This is a genomic window from Acinetobacter sp. UBA991 (assembly GCF_002292065.1).
In the GTDB taxonomy this organism is placed as follows: Bacteria; Pseudomonadota; Gammaproteobacteria; order Pseudomonadales; family Moraxellaceae; genus Acinetobacter; species Acinetobacter higginsii.
Genome location: NZ_DBBF01000024.1, coordinates 93,425 through 112,870 on the forward strand (window position 1 = coordinate 93,425; position 19,446 = coordinate 112,870).

Below are 19,446 nucleotides of genomic sequence, written 5' to 3' on the forward strand. Positions count from 1 at the left end.
CTAAATTTATAAAGGTTCGATATGAAAACTATTTCTCAGCAATTACCAGATTATTTTGAATACCACGAAGATGGCACACAATACTACTTACGCCAAGTGCAATACCCACAAGATATTCCTTTGCTACATCAATGGATGCATGAGCCACATGTCATTCCACAGTGGCAATTGAATAAGTCAGAACTGGATTTACAGGTTTACTTCGACAAGATGCTGGCGGATGACCATCAACGTTTATTGATTGTGGGTGTGGATGGCAAAGATGTGGGCTATACCGAGATCTATGAAGGTAAGCGTGATCGTTTAGGTCGTTATTACGAAGGTGATGACAATGATCTCGGTTGGCATTTGCTATTTGGTGATAAATCTGTGTTTGGTAAGGGCTTTTTACGTCCAACCATTCGTTTGCTCAGCTTCTATATTTTTGAACATTCACAAGCCAAGAAAATTGTGGGTGAGCCTGATCATACGGTTAAACCTTATGCCGCTGTGGTTGCAGAACTCTGCTACGAAACTCAACGTTTAATTCCTATGCCAGAAAAAACGGCAATGTTGTATTACTGCTTTAGAGAAACTTTTTATAACAAGTTTGGTGAATATTACCAAACGTCACAACAACAGCTAGCCAATCAGCCAGCCAAAATCCTGAGTGTTACATGAGCCTATCTATCAATGAGATGCACATCTTGGACATGCGCTTTGCCGAGCATGTCTCAGTGGCAGAATTTGAGCAATGGTTAATGCATATTCAACAATATTTCGAACAAAAAAGAAGTTTTGTGCTGATTATGCAAACCGAGCCAAACACTGAATTTCCAGAAGAATATCGGGTGATTCAGGGGAAATGGTACAAACAATATAAACAAGATTTTTACCAGTATTGTTTAGGCCTTGCCCGAATTGCCCAAGATGAGGCAGATCGTATTCGATTAGACACGCCAGCTTTGCAAAAAGCTTGGCATGTTCCTTATTTTGTCAGTTTAGAAAAGACCGCTGCCGTGCAATGGGCGATGCAGAGGTACTTATGAATCAACAAATAAAACCTGACCAAGATTTTCCAATCAAAACAGTCTCTGCACTGAGCTTATCTGTGGTGGTGGTGTTGTACCTTGCACATGCATTGCCGCTGTACTTTTACAATGTTGCCTTACCTGCAATTCTACGTCATCAAGGGGTCGATCTACGCTGGATTGGCATGTTGTCGCTGCTATATATCCCATGGGCATTTAAGTTTTTTTGGGCACCCTTAATTGATCGTTTCTATTTTAAGGCACTTGGAAAACGCAAAACTTGGCTTTTATTCACCCAAATAGCCTTGGTATTAGGTGTCGTTGCCTTGGCTTTGACACAATTCGATTATGGTCTAAGTGTATTTGTTATTGTCGGTTTATGGATTTCAACCTTTGCCGCAACCCAAGATATTGCGATTGATGGTTATACCGTCGAAACCTTTTCTGAATCCGAATACCGATTAGGCAGTATGGCACAAAGTATTGGCGTGGCGCTGGGCAGTATGATTGGTGGTGCTGCAACTTTGTGGCTTTATCAATTGTATGGTTGGCAAACAGCGCTGATTTGTTTAGCTGCAATGACAGCATTCACCATGCTTGCAGTGTTTCAAATTAAAGAAAAAACCAATACTGAAAAAATTGCCAAACAAGCGCCGAGTCTGATTCGAGCCTTTAAGCGCCCTGAGATGCTTTGGGCCTTGGCTTTGATTGTCTGTTATCGCGTAGTCGAAGCGCCAGCAATGGCCATGCTCAATCCGATGTTGATTGATCAAAAATGGTCATTGGCAGAGATTGGCGTACTGATGTCTGTGATTGGCGCGGGCATTGGGTTATTGGCAGCAGTGACAGCCGCATTCCTGTTAAAAAAAATTGCAGCAACACAATTACTGATTTGGGCTGGTTGGGCACGCAGTTTGGTCTATGCCTTACTGGGCATCGCGGTCTTACTCAGCTGGTTTAATCAGTGGCAAATGTTATTGGGGCTATTTGTTGTAGTTATTTTGGCGATTCGTTATATCGCGATGACTGCTTTATATGCGCACTTCATGCATACCAGCTCTAAGGAACAAGCTGGAACAGACTTCACCATTTTGGTCTGTTTTGAACTCCTGGTTTATTTCATTGGCGGTGCAATGTCTGGTTTCTTGGCCAAAGCATTTGGTTATGGAAATTTCTATCTCATTCTCGCAGCAGCATCTGTGTTGAGCGTCTTGCTCAGCCAAGTGTTAATCCACAAAGCAAAACAAACGAAACAACTCACCTAGGGGTAATTTATGAAAGTACGTTCACTTTCGACATCATTAACGCTGTTAAGCTTAGCAATCAGTACTCAGCTATATGCTCAAACAGTTGAAACAGATGCATCTGTTCAAACGACTGCTGCTGTTACAAGTCAGAAACCAACACAACTTGCACCTATTGTGGTGACAGCCTCGCGTTCAGCACAAAGTATTGCTGAAATTGCAGGTACGGTGTACCGCATTGAACAAGAAGATATTGCAAAACAAGCCGCTGCGGGTAAAAGCACAGCAGATATTTTAGGCTTATTAGTTCCATCGCTTACACCAAGCTCTGGTACAACCAGTAACTATGGAATGACCATGCGTGGTCGTACAGTCCAGTATATGATTGATGGTGTACCACAAACGGGTTCGCGTGATAGTTCACGTCAATTAAATAGTATTAGCCCTGATATGATTGAGCGTGTTGAAGTGGTCTCTGGTGCAAGTAGCATTTATGGCTCTGGTGCAACAGGCGGGATCATCAATATCATTACTAAAAAAGGGTCGACCGAGGGTGTTCATTTTGAATCAAAACTCGGTGTAACTTCAGGCGATAACTTTAAAAATGATGCCTTGGCTTATGAAGCATATCAATCTGCTGCATTTAAACAAGGGGACTGGAATGGTTTCTTAGGGGCAAGCTATACCAAGCGCGGTGAGATTCAAGACAGTCATGGCGATCGAATTGGACCTGAAGTTGCTCAGACTGACCGTCAAGATACGGAAACCATCGATGTCAATGGTCGCTTGGGATGGCAGTTTGCTGATAAGCAAAGTATTAGTATTGGTGCACAATATTATAATGATGAACAAGACAGTGACTATGGTGCAGACTATGGACCAGGCTTAGCTGTTTTACTTAGAGGTGCAAAACCAAGCCAGAAAGCAGTGAAAGGTTTGGAACTAGACAGTCAGCCAAGAACAAAACGTGCAGCTGTAAATGCGCAATATGAAAACCAAGATTTCTTTGGTCAGACTTTAAATGCAGAAGCTTACTATCGTACTGAAAAAGGTCGGTTTTATCCAAGTGCAAACTATTTAGCACATGCAGCCCATCCTCAAAAAGGGATGTATATTGTTACTCAATCGGAAACTGATATTGATGTATTTGGTGCGCGTTTAGCTTTACAAAGCAAATTAAACCTTGCGGAACGCGCTTTACATCTCACTTATGGTGTCGATTATGACAAAGAAAAAGGCAAGCAAACCGCACAGCTTTATGATCTAAATACTTTTATGAGTAGTAATGGTCTGAAGTTCAAACCATTAAATAATTATGGTTTTGGTCCAGATGTAGATACTGAGAAGTTAGGTTTCTTTTTACAGAGTCAATTTGAAGTCACTGATCGCTTAAATTTACAGGCAGGCGTGCGCCATGAGCGAATTGATAGCCAAGTGCAGGATTCTGTTCCTTATTCTGAAGCGATGATTGCAGATTTTATTCCAACATATAATCCAGTAACTTTAAAAGGTGGGTCGGTCAAGCATGATGCGACTTTATTTAACTTAGGGGCTGTTTATCATTTAACAGATGCTCAACAAGTCTTTGCCAATTTCTCTCAAGGTGCAAACTTGCCAGATGTACAACGTATGCTCAGAGACGTTCCAGCAAACTTTGTCGTAAGCAATCAAACCATTGATCCAATTAAAGTGAATAGTTTTGAGCTAGGTTGGCGTCTACAAGACAATGCTCTAACCACAGGGCTTACTGCGTTCTATAACAAGTCGGATAAATCTTTGAAATTTGGTCCACCAAACTTTGCAATCGAAGTGATTGATACCGATGAGCGTGTTTATGGGCTAGAAGGTAATGTGAAGTATGCGGTGACTGATGCATGGAATGTCGGTGGTACTTTGGCTTATACACGTGGTCAATTTAAAAATACCAGTGGCAAATGGCAAGAGTTAGATGCCATCCGTGTTGCACCCTTAAAAGGAACTGTCTATTCAGATTGGCAATTTAACGATGGTCTAGGTTTGCGTGTTCAAACCTTGGCAATTGGCGGTACAGACAAAGCGCGTAAAGAAGCCATTGAAAATGGTAGTCGCCCACCTGCTGAAATTAAAGGTTTTGCAGTTATGGATGTGATTGCCAATGCGAAAGCCGGTCCGGGTACTTTAGGATTTGGTGTTTATAACGTTTGGAATACTGATTATAAGTCTGTATATAGCCAAGCAGTTTCGACAGTGTATGGCGATATTTCTAGTCTAGCTGCACAAGGTCGTACTTATGGTTTGAGTTATACCCTCAAATACTAATCTAATCAAAAAGGCATCTGTTTTAGATGCCTTTTCTTTTGATGATTTTCATGATGAACAATAATTTAAAGTTTTTAGCGCTAGCTGCTTTGATCAATGGAACTTGTTTTTCCATGATTCTCCCTTTACTTGCCCCATTGACACGACAATTACATTTATCTGAATTCCAAGGTGGTGTGATTGTTTCAGCAGGGGCAATCTGTATGGCAATTGCCTCGATCTGGATTGCGAAAAAGAAAAATCAGCTATCTCCCAACCAACTCGTCAATTATGGCTTTTGGGGAATGACCTTTACTTGGGCTATTTTCACCTTGATTCTGTATTTTGGATCACAAGCGATTTTACCCACGTTATTGATTTTTATCTTACTGGTATTGAGTCGTGCTTCTACAGGTATTTTTATGGCTTTGCCACAAATTGGTCTGCAAAGCTATGTAATGACACATGCGAGTGAAGCCGCTGAACGTAGCAAGCAAATGGCGATGTTTGGTGCGATGAATAGTTTTGGGATGATTATCGGCCCGTTTGCAACCTCAGTTTTATTGTTTGGTGGTTTACTTTTCCCAATGTGGATTGCTGTGGCTTTACTTGGCTTAGTCAGTATTGCACTCGGCATCCTGTTTAGTAAAAGTCCGCAAGTTCAGGCTGAGTCATTCAATCCGCAACAAGATAAAGATAATGCACGAGCGAATGAGCCAATTCTGAAGCAAAGTCTGATCTGGTTAACTCTAGGTTTTGTCACTTATGTTGCAATTGTGACTTTAAATATGACGGCAGGTTTTTATATTCAGGATAAGTTTTATCTCAGTAGCCAACAGAGTGCAGTTTATTTTTCTCAATGCATGTTGGTCGTTGGCATTTGTCTAGTACTGACCCAACTTTTAATCGTGAAAGTGTTTAAACTCAAATTAAATAGTTTGGTGATTATTGGTTTAGTCACAATGTGTTTTGGTCTATTACTTTCACTCTACGCACCTACAATTTTTGTATTTCAGGCAAGTTATATTTTTTATGGTATTTCTGTGGCGTGTTTATTACCTGCATTTACCACAGGTGCTGCTCAAGCCGTATCCCAGCAATCACAGGTTAAGATGGCAAGTTTTTGTACGGCAACACAGGCATTGGGTTTAATTGTTGGCCCCTTACTCAGTACATTCCTGTACCGCTTTAATACCCATTTCCCATTCTATCTATTACTGTTTTTAACCATGTCGATTGGCCTTTATTTTAGTTGGATGTTGATTCGAAAAGAGGATGAAACCGCATTGCTATTTGATGAATAAAAGGGATTTTGGCTAAAAATGACTCATCTTTTTCCTCATAATGCAAGTATTCCGACTGTTTCAGTCATATATTGCTATGATGAGTCGCCTTTGTGTTTATTTTTTGATCAAATTTATTTCATTTATTGACGTTTTGGATTTTAACGGGATTTTTTATGTACCCTATAAAACGTCATAACAAGATAGATAAAGGAGTAAAGATGCTTATTTTTCATGATTATCCTGTTCAAGGAGCACTTTTTGACATGGATGGAACAATGTTTGATACCGAGCGCTTACGCTTTCAGACATTGAAACAGGCATCAAAAGAGCTGATTGGACAGGAATTTTCTGATGAATATTTGATGCAGTGTCTCGGCTTAAGTGCCAAAGCATCGGAGCAACTGGCACAAAAGTTTTATGGTACAGATGTTCCTTATACTGCCATTCGCAAACGTGCAGATGAGGTGGAATTGGAGTCTGTACGTAAAAATGGTGTGCCGATTAAAAAAGGTTTGGTTCAAGTTTTAGAACGTTTAAGAAAGTCTGGTCTAAAAATGGCAGTTGCGACCTCAAGTCGTCGAGCAATTGCAGAAGAATATCTAATTAATGCCAATGTTTATAAATTTTTTGATTTGTTGGTCTGTGGGGATGAAGTTGAAAAAGGAAAACCACATCCAGAAATCTTTTTAAAAGCGGCGCAGAAGCTAAATTTACAACCGCAACAATGTTTAATGTTTGAAGATTCGGAAAACGGGATTTGTTCAGCCTATGATGCTGGCGGTATCACGATTTTATTCAAAGATATTAAAGAACCCAATGATCATATGCTCTCTAAAGCAAATTTTTACTATCAGGACATGTATGAGTGCCTGAATGCTTTGGATCAATATGTCCCTGAAATGGGTATGCCACAATTACAAGAATTATTTCCGCAAAGTGTCAATCAATTGACTGTTGGGATTCATGGCTTTGGTGCCATTGGTGGGGGATATGTAGCACAGATCTTGTCCTATTGGGATGGTTACACACGCCCAAAACGGATTCTGGCATCAACCCGAAATCGTCTTTATTTGGAATCCGTGAACAGTTTTGGCAGCTATAGTATTCGATATGGTCAGTCTTCCTATGATGAGCGTATTGATAATCTCACTGTGATTGATGCTGACAATGAACAGCAGATGTTAGAGATGTATATGCAATCTAGCCTGATCGCACTGTGTTTGCCAGAACAGGCAATTGAGTCCGAGGCGAAAACGATTGCGAAGGGACTATTGGCCCGTTTTATGTCAGCTGATGCAGACAACAATGAGCCGATTACCTTTTTGATTATTCTGAATAAAGTGTGCGCAAAGTATTTGGTCTTAAAACATATCCGTGAAGCCTTACTTTCTATGACGGATGAAGATATTGCAGAACATATTTTAAGTGAACATTATTTTTGCGATACCGTGGTCAATCGAATGGTGTCAAAACTGACGGATCAAGCCTTATATCGTCAGCTCAATATCAAGCACAATTTATTTAAACAATATCAAAATGATCTCAATCCAGAAACGATTGAACTTACAGAGGAAACCGCCCTCACTGAAAAGCAAGAACAGCAGATTACTCATTGTTTAGAAGACATGCGTGGGCAGTTTCAAACAGGGCAATTCTTACAAAATATGGACTTGATCCTATTCCATAGTGAAATGGATATGCCGATTTACGTGGAAAATCGCAGTCCATTGTTGAGCAAAATGCGCCAAATGATTTTGGTGGATCAGATTTCTGAGATTCAAATCATTAAAAATCGACTATGGAATGGATGTCATGCCATGTTAGCGTGGTATGCCAGTGCACTTGGACATGAAACCATTGGTATCGCCATGGCCGATTCCAAAATCATGAAATATGTAGAGCAGGTGGTCAACGAAGTTAAATTGGGTTTGGCTAATATGATTCCCAACCAAGCCAAAGAACTGGATCGGATGGCGGAAAGTTTTCTGCATTCTTGCCGAGCCGCCTATAAAGATCCATGTGAGCGTGTAGCTCGTGATCCGCTTAGAAAACTCAATCTGAATGAGCGTGTTTTAGGCAGTTTAGAATCTCATGTGCAGCAACAACTTCCTTACCAGAAGTTAATGCAAGGTGCAATTTATGGCTATGCTTATGCGCTGAAAATGCTTGAGCTGGACGAGATTAAGATTGTAAAACATGTCCAGACCAATATTGAGCATATGGACATTACTGAAAATCAGAAGAAAGCCTTATTAAACCAGCTCTATCACGGAATTCAGGCGCAACTCAATGATAATGCATTCATGTCACAGTTGGAGGAATTGAAACCTCTAACTGTATAAGCGGCAATGATCACGGTGAAAGTACCTTAACTTCTATCTGGGTTTATGTTTGAATAACACAACTTTATCTATGATGCTGAAGTTGTGTTATTACAAGCAGACACCCAGTTGATTGCGACCGCAATACGCGATTATCCTGAATGGCACAAGGGTCGCTCAGATTATGGGCTTTGGTATATAGAGATTGATCAACCTGAATTGATTCAATATTTAGATGAAATCCAGGCACAATTTTCAGATCTATTACTTCCTGCACAGCAACGCCAATATCACATTACTTTATTTGTGTGTGGTTTCTTGCAGCCTGCTGTCAAGCAATACGACGATGATTTTCAGATTCAACAATTACAGCAGCAGATTAAGCAGATTGAAGCATTACAGCTCACAGCTTTTGAGCTGGAAATCACACAGATCGATAGCTTTAGTAGTGCTTTGTTCCTACAGATTAAAGATCAGCAGGGTGTACTAACCCAAATTCGGCAGCAATTTGCCCATGTATCTGAAGAGATCGCAGCACTTGAATATTGTCCGCATATTACTTTAGGTTTGTATGATGAAGCTTGGCCGAGTGATAGGGTATTGCAGCGGATACAACAGCTTCCGTTAAAAACCATGAAGATTCAGGTCAAAAAACTGACTTTCGGCTATTATAAGGCACAGATTTTACAAGGATTACTGTATCCTTATCAGCAAATTGAACTAGGTTAGATATGTTGCAACTAATTTTAGGTGGGGCCCGCTCAGGTAAAAGTCGTTTGGCAGAACAAACCGCCAAAGAGACAGGTTTATCGGTCATTTATATTGCAACGGCGCAGGCCTTAGATGCAGAAATGCAGCAGCGTATTACGCATCATCAACAGCAACGTCCAGCCCATTGGCAAGTGTTTGAAGAACCGATTTATCTTGCCGACCGGCTTTTACAATTGGATCAGCCTGATCAGCTGATTTTGGTCGATTGCTTAACCTTGTGGCTGAGTAATCTTTTATTGGCTGAAGACCCAGCCTTGCAACAACAACAGATGCAAAAACTATTTGAAGTCTTACCGCAACTACACTCTCAAATTATTTTGGTCAGTAATGAAACTGGACTTGGAGTGGTACCGATGGGAGAAATCAGCCGTTGTTTTGTCGATGAAGCAGGGCGTTTGCATCAGACCTTGGGGCAACTTGCCAATAAAGTCATGTTTTGTGTCGCAGGCTTTCCAATGATTTTAAAAGATGAGAAATAACATGACTGAACAAGCACAATGGTTTTTAGCTGCAGTACAACAACCAGATTTAGATGCCAAACAACAAGCTGAACAACGTCAACTGCAATTGACCAAACCTACAGGGGCTTTAGGGCAACTTGAGCAGCTAGCCATTCAATTGGCGAGCTTACAGGGCACAGTACATCCTCAAATTCAACAACCTTGGATTACGATTTTTGCAGGCGATCATGGGGTGGTTGCAGAAAATATTTCGGCTTATCCGCAAGCCGTGACCCGTCAAATGCTGCAAAATTTTGCCTCAGGTGGTGCAGCTATTAGTGTGATTGCCAAACATCATCATGCACATTTACAGGTTGTGGATTGTGGAACTGTAGGTGAGGCCTATGATTATGTAGGGGTTGAGCGCCATTGCATTCGTGCAGGTACAGCCAATTTCGCTCAACAAGCTGCAATGACGGAGCAAGAATGCTTAGCAGCTTTGCAATTGGGTAAAGACAGCGTTGATCGCGCCAAAGCACAAGCTGCTGATATTTTTATTGCAGGTGAAATGGGGATTGGTAATACCTGTTCAGCTTCAGCACTGGCGTGTTTATTGTTGAATGAAGATGCCGCACAACTGACCGGTGTGGGAACAGGGATTAATAATCAACAGCTGCAACATAAAATCTCTGTCATTGATCAGGCAGTGAAACAACATCAAGCAGCTGTTGCTGACGATGCTTTAAAAATCTTGGCTGCTGTTGGTGGTTTGGAAATTGCTGCAATGACGGGTGCCTATATTCGCTGTGCACAACTTGGTTTGCCAATCGTGGTGGATGGTTTTATTAGCTCGGTTGCCGCTTTATGTGCGGTACGCATTCAGCCCCACAGTCGTGCATGGATGCTGTTTGGGCATCAATCGGCTGAATATGGCCATCATCGTGTGCTAAAAGCCCTAGAGGCTCAGCCTATTTTAAATATGAATTTGCGTCTTGGTGAAGGTAGTGGTGCAGGAGCTGCATTGTCGATGCTGCAACTGGCTTGTGTGTTGCATAACCAAATGGCCACCTTTGCTGAAGCTGCTGTGACAGGTGATAAAGTTGCACCTTGATTTGCTGCGGCACGGTGAAACCACACTGAGCCATACTTTGCGTGGGCATCTCGATGATGCCTTGACTGAACACGGTTGGTTGCAAATGCAATCCACCGTTCAACAGCAGCTTGATGCTCAGGTACACTGGGATGTGATCATCAGCTCGCCCTTGCAACGCTGCCAAAACTTTGCGGCCGCATTAGCCAAACAACTCGAATTGCCCTTACTACTCAATGTTGAAATCAAGGAAATGTATTTTGGTGATTGGGAAGGTGTTGCGACTCAAACTATTTATGAAACAGCACCTGAATTATTGGCAAATTTCTGGCAATTCCCAACTCGATATCATGCGCCGAATGGAGAGTCGTTGAATCAATTTCAACAGCGTGTCATGCACGGTTTTACTGAAATTTATGTTCAAATGCAGCAACATAACTGGAATAGAGCATTGATTGTGACGCATGGTGGGGTGATTAAGTTGCTGACCTGTTTGGCACGTCAGCACAAACTAGATGAACTATTAACCATGCCCGCAGAGTTAGGAACGTTATATGCTTTAAAGCTAACTCAAGTTGACAATCAAATTCACTTTTCTGAAATGACAGCAACTTAGTAGTCATAAAATCTTATTCTGTTTCCAGTATTTGCTTGGGTCATGTAATCGAATTGTCATTGCGACTGCCTATGATACATGGCATTTCTTGACCTATAAGCAAATCATTCATGAATATATTATTGAAAAGCAGTGTGTTATGCGCGAGCATTGTATTAGCGGCATGTAATAACGACGATCACTCAGAATCGCAAACAACCCCTGAAAATAACGCTGAATCAAAATATTATCAGACTAAAACTCCATACCAACCACAACAAGATTTCAAAAAATATGAAGCCATTCCGCAAGGCTTTCAGCCTGTATTTACAGAACTGGTTGCACGTCATGGCTCACGCGGTTTATCCAGTATTAAATATGATTTAGCGCTGTATAACCTTTGGAAACAAGCCAAAGCTGAACATGCACTCACACCTTTAGGCGAAAAGCTGGGAGCAGATTTAGAAAGCATGATGAAAGCCAATATTCTTTTGGGTTATGGTGTGGATGGCATTCGTCAGTTTGGCTATGGCAATGAAACGATGCAAGGTATTCAGGAGCATCGTGGTATTGCTGATCGCTTATTACAACGCTTACCAAATCTGTTTAAAACCGCAGCACAACAACCGACATCAATTTTAGTGCAAAGTTCGGGTGTAGACCGTGCGGTAGATAGCGCCAAGTTTTTTACTGCTGAATTGATTCAACAGCAACCGCAATTAAAGGCACACATCACCCCAATTTCATACACCAGTTTAGCTAGTAGTAGTGTGCCAACGATTGAAGATGGTGGGGTGGATCGTTTTAAGCTTTATTTTCATAGTTTGAATAAAGATCAAGATTTAGCACAGCCTTTATCAGGACAACAACAGGCAATTTACGATGCCAGCCAAGCCTATCAGCATTTTGAAGAAGAGGATGCAGGTCTGGTCAATAAGTTAAATGAACTTGCGAAAAATAGTCGTGCTGAACAAGTGGCAAAGAGCGTATTGAATCCACTGTTCAAAACAGAATTTATTCAAAAGTTGGGAACCACGGGCTATGTATTTAGCAATACTGGTTCATATAGCGTCACTTCGCCTAAAGGTGAAACCATCACTGAAAAAGGTAAGGGTAAAAACAGTATTGCCAGTGCTGTGGATGCTGCGGCCTATGTCTATGAGTTATATTCAATATCAGGCGGTATGAAAACTGAATTGAAGGGTGTGAATTTTGATCAGTATATGCCTGTAGATGCTGCAAAATTTTATGCTGAATTTAACGATGCCAATGATTTTTATAGCAAAGGGCCAAGTTTTACCGAATCGAAGAACGTCACCAGTGCAATTGCTCAAGGCCTAAAGCAGGACTTATTTAAACAAGTCGATGCGATTGTAGATCAGCAGCAAGCACATCGTGCGGTATTACGTTTTGCCCATGCCGAAATTATCATTCCATTGGCGACCAGTTTAGAGTTGCACAATATGATGCAACCTTTGCCTTTACGTCAAACCTATAGCTACAACAGCAGCACTTGGCGAGGTGAGGTGGTGTCACCCATGGCAGCGAATCTACAGTGGGATATCTATCAAGACAAGCAAGGCACAACCTTGGTAAAAATGTTCTATAACGAGAAAGAAACGTTGTTTAAGTCGAGTTGTAACTACGCACGTTATAGTACGAACAGTTTTTATTATGATTATTTGAAGCTTAAACAATGTTATCAAATTCAATAAACTAAGATATTCAGTCTTTTCATTTGGGAATAGCTTGCTATTCCCAATTTTATTTCTTCATAATCCATGCATGATAAACCCGTTGTCATTGAGAGGTTGCATGACACCTTTTTGGATTGCCTTGCAGTTTTTGACTGTTTTACCAATTGAACTCAAAACGATGCCAAGCGCAAAACAGAATGGTCAGGCCATGCTGTTTTATCCTTTGGTGGGTTTATTGCTTGGGTTGATTTTGTTTGCATCTGCCATGTTATTGGCAAAGCTTCCGATCATCTTGAGTGCGGCAGTGATTCTCGTACTCTGGATTTGGCTGACAGGTGGATTACATCTGGATGGTTTAGCGGATACAGCCGACGCATGGGTCGGTGGATTTGGTGATCCTGAACGAACCTTGAAAATCATGAAGGACCCTGCATGTGGTCCAATCGGGGTGCTGAGTTTAGTTGTCGTCTGCTTGCTGAAATTTGTGGCCTTATACGTTTTGCTTGAACAACAAATGGCTGTTTTTTTAATCGTCTTGCCTATGCTTGGGCGCAGTGTGCCACTGTTTTTATTCCTTACTACGCCTTATGTACGTGCTCAAGGCTTAGGCCGTTCTATGACAGATTTTATGCCTAAAAAACAACTTTGGATGGTTTTTGTCATTACAATAGCATTGCTTTGTATGTTTAAATGGCTTGGATTAATTGCCTTACTGGTTTTTTTAGTGCTGCTTTTTTATATGCGATCATTATTTATTAAAAGAATTGGCGGGATTACTGGGGATACTATAGGTGCTGCAATTGAGCTGGCTGAAACTGGCGTGCTTCTCAGTGCTGTGATTGCTTCGTTCTATATCATTTAAAAAAATTGATCACTTGGATTGGCGTGATCCTCCTGTAAACAGAAGAATCACTTTGAGTGATGTTAGCGTTTATGCAGTTGAACCCAGAAACCCAACACAGCGAGTAAGGCAACCAGTGCTGCAATCGTAGCTAGAATGATATCTCGAAGCGTTTTATCTATCGGCAACCATGTCCATTTGTGTAAATAAGCAAAACTAAATCCTTCTAAGGCATCTTGTTGTGTGACCTGAGCTGCAATCACACCGCTGCTCGGTTCTATATACAGTCTGAGTTGATTCTCTAACTGGGTCTCAACCTTGATCACAGGTAAGCGTTTGTTGATAAATCCATATTCTCCTCCAAAACTTGTCACCCATGAGGATTGTTTAATCTGCTCTGGCTTTAAATCTAAGTAGCTAGCAGCTAATTGTTTGCTTTGTTCGAGAATATCAAGCGCTTTACCATTACCCGCATCTATAAACTGAATCGCGGGAGCTGCTGTTTTGGTCACGTGATGATCATGCGCTTTGTTTGCCGCCGTCATGCTGCCTTGTAAAGGAGCTTGTCCGATAGCTTGAATCATCCATGCAGCACGAGTATGTGTCTGGCTAAAGGTGGTGGGCACAAGATCCAGACGCTGAATGGGCTGCTGAGTAACCTGCTGCCATACTTTGGTACTTAGATCAGCCGTATGGAACACAGGTTGAATATTTTTTATATCGGGCTTTTTTTGCCAGATATGATAGAAACCACTGAACACCCAGAGCAGAATAAAGACACTTAAACTGATACCTAAATAGCGATGTAGAAATTGGATCGGTTTTTGCCCTAGACGGTGATTGCGCCGATTATGAATCTTAAAGAATAAGCCAATCCCCATAAAAAGCATGCACAATATGCCAATCAAAGCGATTTGCATGAGAATAGTTTGACCTGTCCAAGTTTGATCACCCCACGTCCAGGTATGACCTAAGCGGAATATTTTTGCCATCCACATCATTTGATCATTAGACAGCGTGGCCAGTCGTGCTTGTGAAGGATCCACATAGGCACGTAAACCATTTTGAAAATCAACACGCCAAACTGGCAGTAAACGATTGACACTCGGATAATCATCGCTGAATTCGGTGATGATTTGACTGGATACAATTTCTTGTTGAGAGAGACCCGTGTACCAGCGCGCTAAACGTTCGGCATCTTGTTGTTCTGCATTAACCAGCAATTGACTGGTCTGACTATCATAGTATTCAGCAATCTTTTGATTAGGCTGTAATATGCGATAGGCAATCTGCTGATTTTCTAATTCAATTACCTGCAAGGCTGAAAATTGCACGATTTTATGTTGCTTGAGAACATCTGTTGCCGCTAAGGCATGTGTTAAATCCAATTGTTGAGATGGAGGCATTCGTTTTACAGGCTGAGGTTGTGTTGCACTCATCATCGGATGCAACACACCTGTTAAAGACCAAAGTAAAACGAGAACGCCCAACACCATCCCAAAACTACGGTGCAATGCCAGTAGTTTTTTCAGTTGTTTGGCATTCATTGCTTATTTCCCAAAATGATAACGTAAACCTAATAAATAGGTACGTGGTGCAGCGGGGGTATAACTGACTTGGTTATTACTAAATGAGGTACTTTCCGCATAATGCTGATCTGTGGCATTCAGGATTTGCCCGTAGATTTCATAAGCATTTTTACGGTAATTGGCGCGCAGATTCAGCAAAGTATGGCCATCATACTTTTCCGTATTGGCATCATTAATCCAGTAAGAACCGACATAAACCGCTTCTGCAGAGAGTAATAGCTCAGGTATTGGTTTGATCTGGTATTCAAGCGTACCAAATGTTTTAGGCGCACTTGGCATGGTGTTGCCGCTATAATCTAAAACACTCGACGGTTGAAATTGCTGATATTCATGTTTGGCCACACTACCTGAGAGTTTTAAGCGCTGATTATATAAATCACTGAGTTTCCATGTTCCCCCAATTTCAATTCCCTGATGTAAGGTTTTGCCTGCATTGCGTGGCTCGCGTGTGTTATCTGGCTTGGTATAGCTCATCACTTCATCTTCGCCTTCTAAGCGATATAGGGTGATTTCACCATCTAAGCGATCATCGAATAATTTAAAGCGCAGACCTGCATCAATATTATTAAATGTGGCTTCTTTCAAGTCAGGTGTCACCAGATTCGCCCCGTATAAACTGCTCACCTCTGGCGGTACAAAACCTTGCGACCAATTACTATAAAGATCAAGCGCTGGGGTGATGTTCCAGACAAAACCGACTTGCGGGCTAGCTTTCTGAAAATCACGTTTCTCATTCGGTGCGCCTGTGGTTTTTGATGGAATTAATTTATTTTCATAGTCATAACTAATCCAGTCATAGCGTGCACCACCAACTAAATTTAAAGTCGGTAACACTTGCCAATTGGCTTGTGCATAGAGGGCTTGGTTATTGACGTCTACATTAAAGTCGCGTAAGCGCTGGCGTTGTTGATAACCGGTATATACCAAGGTATTCGGGTCACGGAATACCTGAATATCATTGGTTCTGGCTTGGTTAGGAGAATGGTCAGCCATCGCCCCAACAATCAGTTTGACCTGATCAAATGTCGCTGAATGCTGCGCATTTAAGCCATAGGACTGAAAGGCGTTATAGGTAGTTTGACCGCTATAAGTACCCGTCGGTGTGCCATTTTTAACATCGGTACGGATGTTATAACTTGGATTTTGTTCGGTAGTATTGTCACGATAATATAAGGTAACTTGACTCTGTTGCTGATCATTCCATTGATGGCTAATTTGAGAAGAAAGCCGTGTGGCATCGACTTCACGATAGGTGAATGTTTGGTAGCTGTATCCAGGACGTTTGCGATAATCATCCGGATTTAAGCTACCGGTCATATCCGCTTTTAAATGGTTATAGCTGAGGATATTTTTGATTTGGGTGGCATCAGAGATATGCCAGTCGTGTCTGAGTGTCACACTCTGTTTATTGCTTTCAGCATGGTCTTGCCAGCTATCACCACGATCACTGGCATAGGCAGAAAGTCTTAACCCATGCTCACCCCATTCGCTATCAAAGCTATTCGATGCACCGACATCGACACGGCGATACCCTTTAGAACTGGCACTGATGCCCAGATTGGCTGTGGGTGTAGTACTCGGTGCTTTGGTGAGGAAATTAATGGTTCCACCAATCGCATTGCTGCCATATAAGCTGCTAGCAGGGCCACGTAAAATTTCGATACTATCAATGCCCGCCAAATTCACCTCATATAAGGCATTGTGGTTAAACACACCCACAGGACGAATCGAAATACCATCTTCTAAATATTGATAAACGGCTGCTGTGGTAATCGGTTGGCGAATGGACATCATATGCTGTTCATTGCCCAAGTCATTCATTAACACGCCTGGGGTTTGATTCAGCACTTGTCCAATAAAGGTTGCATGTTTATCTTCAATCTCCTTGCTATTCATTTTACTGATCGCAGCAGGGGTATTATTAATCGATTCACCTTCACGACTTGCGGTGACAACAATGGTGGCTAAGGTTTTGGTGGTATCAGATGGCACAGTTTCAGCAAAAGTAGCAGAACTATAGCCAACAGACAGGCACGCAGCCGCTAATACAGACAAACGGAATTGAGTATTCATTATGAACTCTATAAAAAGCAATAACTAAGGGCGCACCAACGTTATTAACGGGGCACGAAGTAAAATTTGCGATTTATAAAGTCAGTGGTGGGGCTTGTTTGATCGGAAAAATATAAAAGATGCGGGCGATGTGCAGATCTTCTGTCCACGTATGGCACAGGCAGCGAACACGACTGAACCAAGCCAGTAGAAATATAATAATGAATGCAATCAGCGGGACGATCACAGCGGCATCTAAACCATGGGAGCATAATGGACAATGCTTCATGATTTGGCTGGCCAGTGCATACACGTGTTGTGCATATTCACTCAGCTGGGCATGTTTGACATGCTCTAGCTGCGGTCCGTGATGCATGTCGTGCATACTCTGTTGATGATGACCTGAATGTGTCTGTGACATCAACGAGACATTTTGAATTTCTGTGACTTGGCAATGGCTTGGCATTGCATAAAGTGCAGGAACGACGCCTGTATGGACCATCGTTGGTAGGAAGATATGCCAGAGTAAACATAGCAAAGTAATCGCGCCAAAATAGGCACGCCACTTAAGCAAATGTTGACGAAAACTGGACTTCATATCAGCGATACGTCGTAGGAGAAATGTGGCAGCAGTATAATCAAAAAATGACTTATAGATCAAAGCAAAATTAAGGTATTCTGAGACTGCTGAATTCAATTTTTTATAGGCAGATCAGCGTGTCAAAAATAGCAAATCATTCTGATTGGATTGTCAGAGCTTCAGATAGTGATCGCTTGGAAAGGATTGAAGCTTTCTTTTCTGATCATGCATATGAGTCACATCAACATGATACCTTTGCGATTGGTCGAACCTTGTCTGGTGTGCAAAGCTTTCATTATCGTGGTGAGGTTAGACATAGCCAGCATGGCATGACCATGGTATTGCATCCAGATGAAAAACATGACGGTAGTGCAGGGACTCAAGACGGCTTTCACTACCGAATGATGTACGTTGAACCTGCGTTGATTCAAAAGATCATGAAAGGCAAACCACTGCCTTTTTTCAAAGATGGGCTGAGTGATGATCCACGGCTTTATCGAGTCACCCACACACTTTTGCAAAATATGCAGGATCCATTGGATCTTTTAGAAGAAGAAGATGCTTTATATGACTTGGCGACAACCTTGTATGAAGTTGCAGGTCAGCCAGTACGTGCGCGGCAACGCTATGATTATATTGCGGCGGAGCGTGCTAGAGAGTTTATACACGCTTCACTGGGTCAGAACATCAGTTTGGATGATTTAGAACAGAATATCCAACGTGATCGTTGGAGCCTTTCTCGTGATTTTAGACTGCTATTTGGCACCAGTCCGCATCGTTATATGACCATGCGTCGGCTAGATATCGTGAAAAGGTGTTTGATGTATGGAGAGTCACTGACTCAGGCCGCCATCATTGCTGGTTTTTTTGACCAAAGCCATATGACTCGGCACTTTAGCAAAGCCTTTGGAATTACCCCAGCAAGATGGAAAGAGATTTATACACATCAGAAATAAGCTGTGCTTGCGACTAAAAAAGCTTTAAATAAGATGCATACCTTTTAAGAAATCACTCAACATAAATAGACCTGAAATAATTAAAAAGATACCCAGTATTTTATTTAGATGATTGAGCCAAATTGGATTACTCAATTTTTTGCCAATTACTGTTCCAGCAAATGAATAAAGCAACGGAGCACCCGCTGCACCGAGAGAAATGAGTAATGAAACAATCAGAATCAAGCTACCAGTGATATGTGCTGCAGGGTACATAATGGTGGTCACAGGTAAAATCACCAAAATCGCTTTCGGATTCAAGCTTTGAATCCAGAAACCATTCCAAAAGCTGAGGCTTTTGTATAGGGTTTGATCTGTTTTTAATTCGGTATGCGCTGTCATCATTTTATAGGCGATATAAAAGGTATAAAGCGCCCCGATCAAGGCAATAAAATGCAAATACGCATGGGGAATCAGTGCCGCACCTGCATAACCAAATACAACAAATAGCATCAGCATGGAGCAGCCCACACCTGCAAAAAAGCCTAATGTTCTGGAGAATTGTCCTGTTAGCCCAGCATTTAATCCCATAAAGTTCACTGGACCTGGGCTGTACATCACACTTAAGGTATAAAGAAAAATTTCCATGACCAACCTAAATGAATCAATAACAAAGGATGATCAAAATAGGGCAAAGTACTATGGGCTGTATTGTACG

Annotated in this window: 17 protein-coding genes; 13 read left to right on the forward strand and 4 right to left on the reverse strand. The window is 41.6% G+C overall.

Annotated elements, in window-relative coordinates:
- The first annotated feature begins 21 nt into the window (after window positions 1–21).
- The 12 genes from acbD (at window position 22) to B2727_RS10090 (ending at window position 13,593) form a co-directional block, all read left to right on the forward strand.
- A complete protein-coding gene (gene acbD, locus B2727_RS10035; RefSeq protein ID WP_004807319.1) occupies window positions 22–660 on the forward strand; it encodes an acinetoferrin biosynthesis acetyltransferase AcbD in 639 nt (212 codons plus the stop codon).
- Window positions 657–1,028 carry a hypothetical protein gene (locus B2727_RS10040; protein ID WP_033133084.1) on the forward strand — a complete coding sequence of 124 codons (372 nt, stop codon included), beginning with the start codon at window positions 657–659 and terminating at the stop codon, window positions 1,026–1,028. Before acbD ends, B2727_RS10040 begins: the two co-directional genes overlap by 4 nt.
- On the forward strand, window positions 1,025–2,275 hold the full coding sequence (locus B2727_RS10045) for an MFS transporter (protein WP_033133085.1): 1,251 nt from the start codon (window positions 1,025–1,027) through the stop codon (window positions 2,273–2,275). The genes B2727_RS10040 and B2727_RS10045 overlap by 4 nt, the downstream gene beginning before the upstream one ends.
- A gap of 9 nt (window positions 2,276–2,284) precedes the next feature.
- On the forward strand, window positions 2,285–4,552 hold the full coding sequence (locus B2727_RS10050; RefSeq protein ID WP_004807313.1) for a TonB-dependent receptor: 2,268 nt from the start codon (window positions 2,285–2,287) through the stop codon (window positions 4,550–4,552).
- A gap of 26 nt (window positions 4,553–4,578) precedes the next feature.
- Window positions 4,579–5,835 (forward strand): MFS transporter, encoded by a 1,257-nt coding sequence (locus B2727_RS10055; protein WP_033133086.1) that lies wholly within the window; start codon window positions 4,579–4,581, stop codon window positions 5,833–5,835.
- A gap of 200 nt (window positions 5,836–6,035) precedes the next feature.
- The gene (gene mtlD, locus B2727_RS10060; RefSeq protein ID WP_033133087.1) at window positions 6,036–8,159 is read left to right on the forward strand and encodes a bifunctional mannitol-1-phosphate dehydrogenase/phosphatase; all 2,124 of its coding nucleotides are present in this window, start codon (window positions 6,036–6,038) and stop codon (window positions 8,157–8,159) included.
- A gap of 84 nt (window positions 8,160–8,243) precedes the next feature.
- Window positions 8,244–8,867 (forward strand): 2'-5' RNA ligase family protein, encoded by a 624-nt coding sequence (locus tag B2727_RS10065; protein WP_033133088.1) that lies wholly within the window; start codon window positions 8,244–8,246, stop codon window positions 8,865–8,867.
- A gap of 2 nt (window positions 8,868–8,869) precedes the next feature.
- Window positions 8,870–9,388: a bifunctional adenosylcobinamide kinase/adenosylcobinamide-phosphate guanylyltransferase gene (gene cobU, locus B2727_RS10070; RefSeq protein ID WP_033133089.1), complete on the forward strand. Its 519-nt coding sequence runs from the start codon at window positions 8,870–8,872 to the stop codon at window positions 9,386–9,388.
- Window position 9,389: 1 nt separating this feature from the next.
- On the forward strand, window positions 9,390–10,460 hold the full coding sequence (cobT, locus tag B2727_RS10075; protein ID WP_033133090.1) for a nicotinate-nucleotide--dimethylbenzimidazole phosphoribosyltransferase: 1,071 nt from the start codon (window positions 9,390–9,392) through the stop codon (window positions 10,458–10,460).
- Window positions 10,450–11,055 (forward strand): histidine phosphatase family protein, encoded by a 606-nt coding sequence (locus tag B2727_RS10080; RefSeq protein WP_033133091.1) that lies wholly within the window; start codon window positions 10,450–10,452, stop codon window positions 11,053–11,055. Before cobT ends, B2727_RS10080 begins: the two co-directional genes overlap by 11 nt.
- A 110-nt stretch (window positions 11,056–11,165) precedes the next feature.
- Window positions 11,166–12,749 (forward strand): histidine-type phosphatase, encoded by a 1,584-nt coding sequence (locus B2727_RS10085; protein ID WP_033133092.1) that lies wholly within the window; start codon window positions 11,166–11,168, stop codon window positions 12,747–12,749.
- Window positions 12,750–12,849: 100 nt separating this feature from the next.
- Window positions 12,850–13,593, forward strand: a complete 744-nt coding sequence (locus B2727_RS10090) for an adenosylcobinamide-GDP ribazoletransferase (RefSeq protein WP_033133093.1) — start codon at window positions 12,850–12,852, stop codon at window positions 13,591–13,593.
- A gap of 62 nt (window positions 13,594–13,655) precedes the next feature.
- Here B2727_RS10090 and B2727_RS10095 read toward each other — a convergent pair whose 3' ends face one another.
- The 3 genes from B2727_RS10095 to B2727_RS10105 form a co-directional block, all read right to left on the reverse strand.
- Window positions 13,656–15,119 carry a PepSY domain-containing protein gene (locus tag B2727_RS10095; RefSeq protein WP_033133094.1) on the reverse strand — a complete coding sequence of 488 codons (1,464 nt, stop codon included), beginning with the start codon at window positions 15,117–15,119 and terminating at the stop codon, window positions 13,656–13,658.
- A 3-nt stretch (window positions 15,120–15,122) separates the two neighbouring features.
- Window positions 15,123–17,234, reverse strand: a complete 2,112-nt coding sequence (locus tag B2727_RS10100; RefSeq protein ID WP_033133095.1) for a TonB-dependent receptor — start codon at window positions 17,232–17,234, stop codon at window positions 15,123–15,125.
- 73 nt (window positions 17,235–17,307) lie between these two features.
- On the reverse strand, window positions 17,308–17,811 hold the full coding sequence (locus B2727_RS10105; RefSeq protein ID WP_033133112.1) for a hypothetical protein: 504 nt from the start codon (window positions 17,809–17,811) through the stop codon (window positions 17,308–17,310).
- Between the two features lie 119 nt (window positions 17,812–17,930).
- Between B2727_RS10105 and B2727_RS10110 the strand changes: the two genes are divergently transcribed.
- Window positions 17,931–18,749: an AraC family transcriptional regulator gene (locus B2727_RS10110; RefSeq protein ID WP_033133096.1), complete on the forward strand. Its 819-nt coding sequence runs from the start codon at window positions 17,931–17,933 to the stop codon at window positions 18,747–18,749.
- A 24-nt stretch (window positions 18,750–18,773) separates the two neighbouring features.
- Here the strand turns inward: B2727_RS10110 and B2727_RS10115 are convergent, their stop codons facing one another.
- Window positions 18,774–19,376 (reverse strand): LysE family translocator, encoded by a 603-nt coding sequence (locus tag B2727_RS10115; RefSeq protein WP_005315656.1) that lies wholly within the window; start codon window positions 19,374–19,376, stop codon window positions 18,774–18,776.
- Window positions 19,377–19,446: the final 70 nt, after the last annotated feature.

Excerpts from the sequence above, each read along its gene's own strand:
- mtlD (WP_033133087.1), top strand. The coding sequence starts at position 6,036 with ATGCTTATTTTTCATGATTATCCTGTTCAAGGAGCACTTTTTGACATG.
- B2727_RS10095 (WP_033133094.1), bottom strand. The coding sequence starts at position 15,119 with ATGAATGCCAAACAACTGAAAAAACTACTGGCATTGCACCGTAGTTTT.
- B2727_RS10100 (WP_033133095.1), bottom strand. The coding sequence starts at position 17,234 with ATGAATACTCAATTCCGTTTGTCTGTATTAGCGGCTGCGTGCCTGTCT.
- B2727_RS10040 (WP_033133084.1), top strand. The coding sequence starts at position 657 with ATGAGCCTATCTATCAATGAGATGCACATCTTGGACATGCGCTTTGCC.
- B2727_RS10085 (WP_033133092.1), top strand. The coding sequence starts at position 11,166 with ATGAATATATTATTGAAAAGCAGTGTGTTATGCGCGAGCATTGTATTA.
- cobU (WP_033133089.1), top strand. The coding sequence starts at position 8,870 with ATGTTGCAACTAATTTTAGGTGGGGCCCGCTCAGGTAAAAGTCGTTTG.
- B2727_RS10105 (WP_033133112.1), bottom strand. The coding sequence starts at position 17,811 with ATGAAGTCCAGTTTTCGTCAACATTTGCTTAAGTGGCGTGCCTATTTT.
- B2727_RS10055 (WP_033133086.1), top strand. The coding sequence starts at position 4,579 with ATGCCTTTTCTTTTGATGATTTTCATGATGAACAATAATTTAAAGTTT.
- cobT (WP_033133090.1), top strand. The coding sequence starts at position 9,390 with ATGACTGAACAAGCACAATGGTTTTTAGCTGCAGTACAACAACCAGAT.
- acbD (WP_004807319.1), top strand. The coding sequence starts at position 22 with ATGAAAACTATTTCTCAGCAATTACCAGATTATTTTGAATACCACGAA.
- B2727_RS10045 (WP_033133085.1), top strand. The coding sequence starts at position 1,025 with ATGAATCAACAAATAAAACCTGACCAAGATTTTCCAATCAAAACAGTC.
- B2727_RS10090 (WP_033133093.1), top strand. The coding sequence starts at position 12,850 with ATGACACCTTTTTGGATTGCCTTGCAGTTTTTGACTGTTTTACCAATT.
- B2727_RS10115 (WP_005315656.1), bottom strand. The coding sequence starts at position 19,376 with ATGGAAATTTTTCTTTATACCTTAAGTGTGATGTACAGCCCAGGTCCA.
- B2727_RS10050 (WP_004807313.1), top strand. The coding sequence starts at position 2,285 with ATGAAAGTACGTTCACTTTCGACATCATTAACGCTGTTAAGCTTAGCA.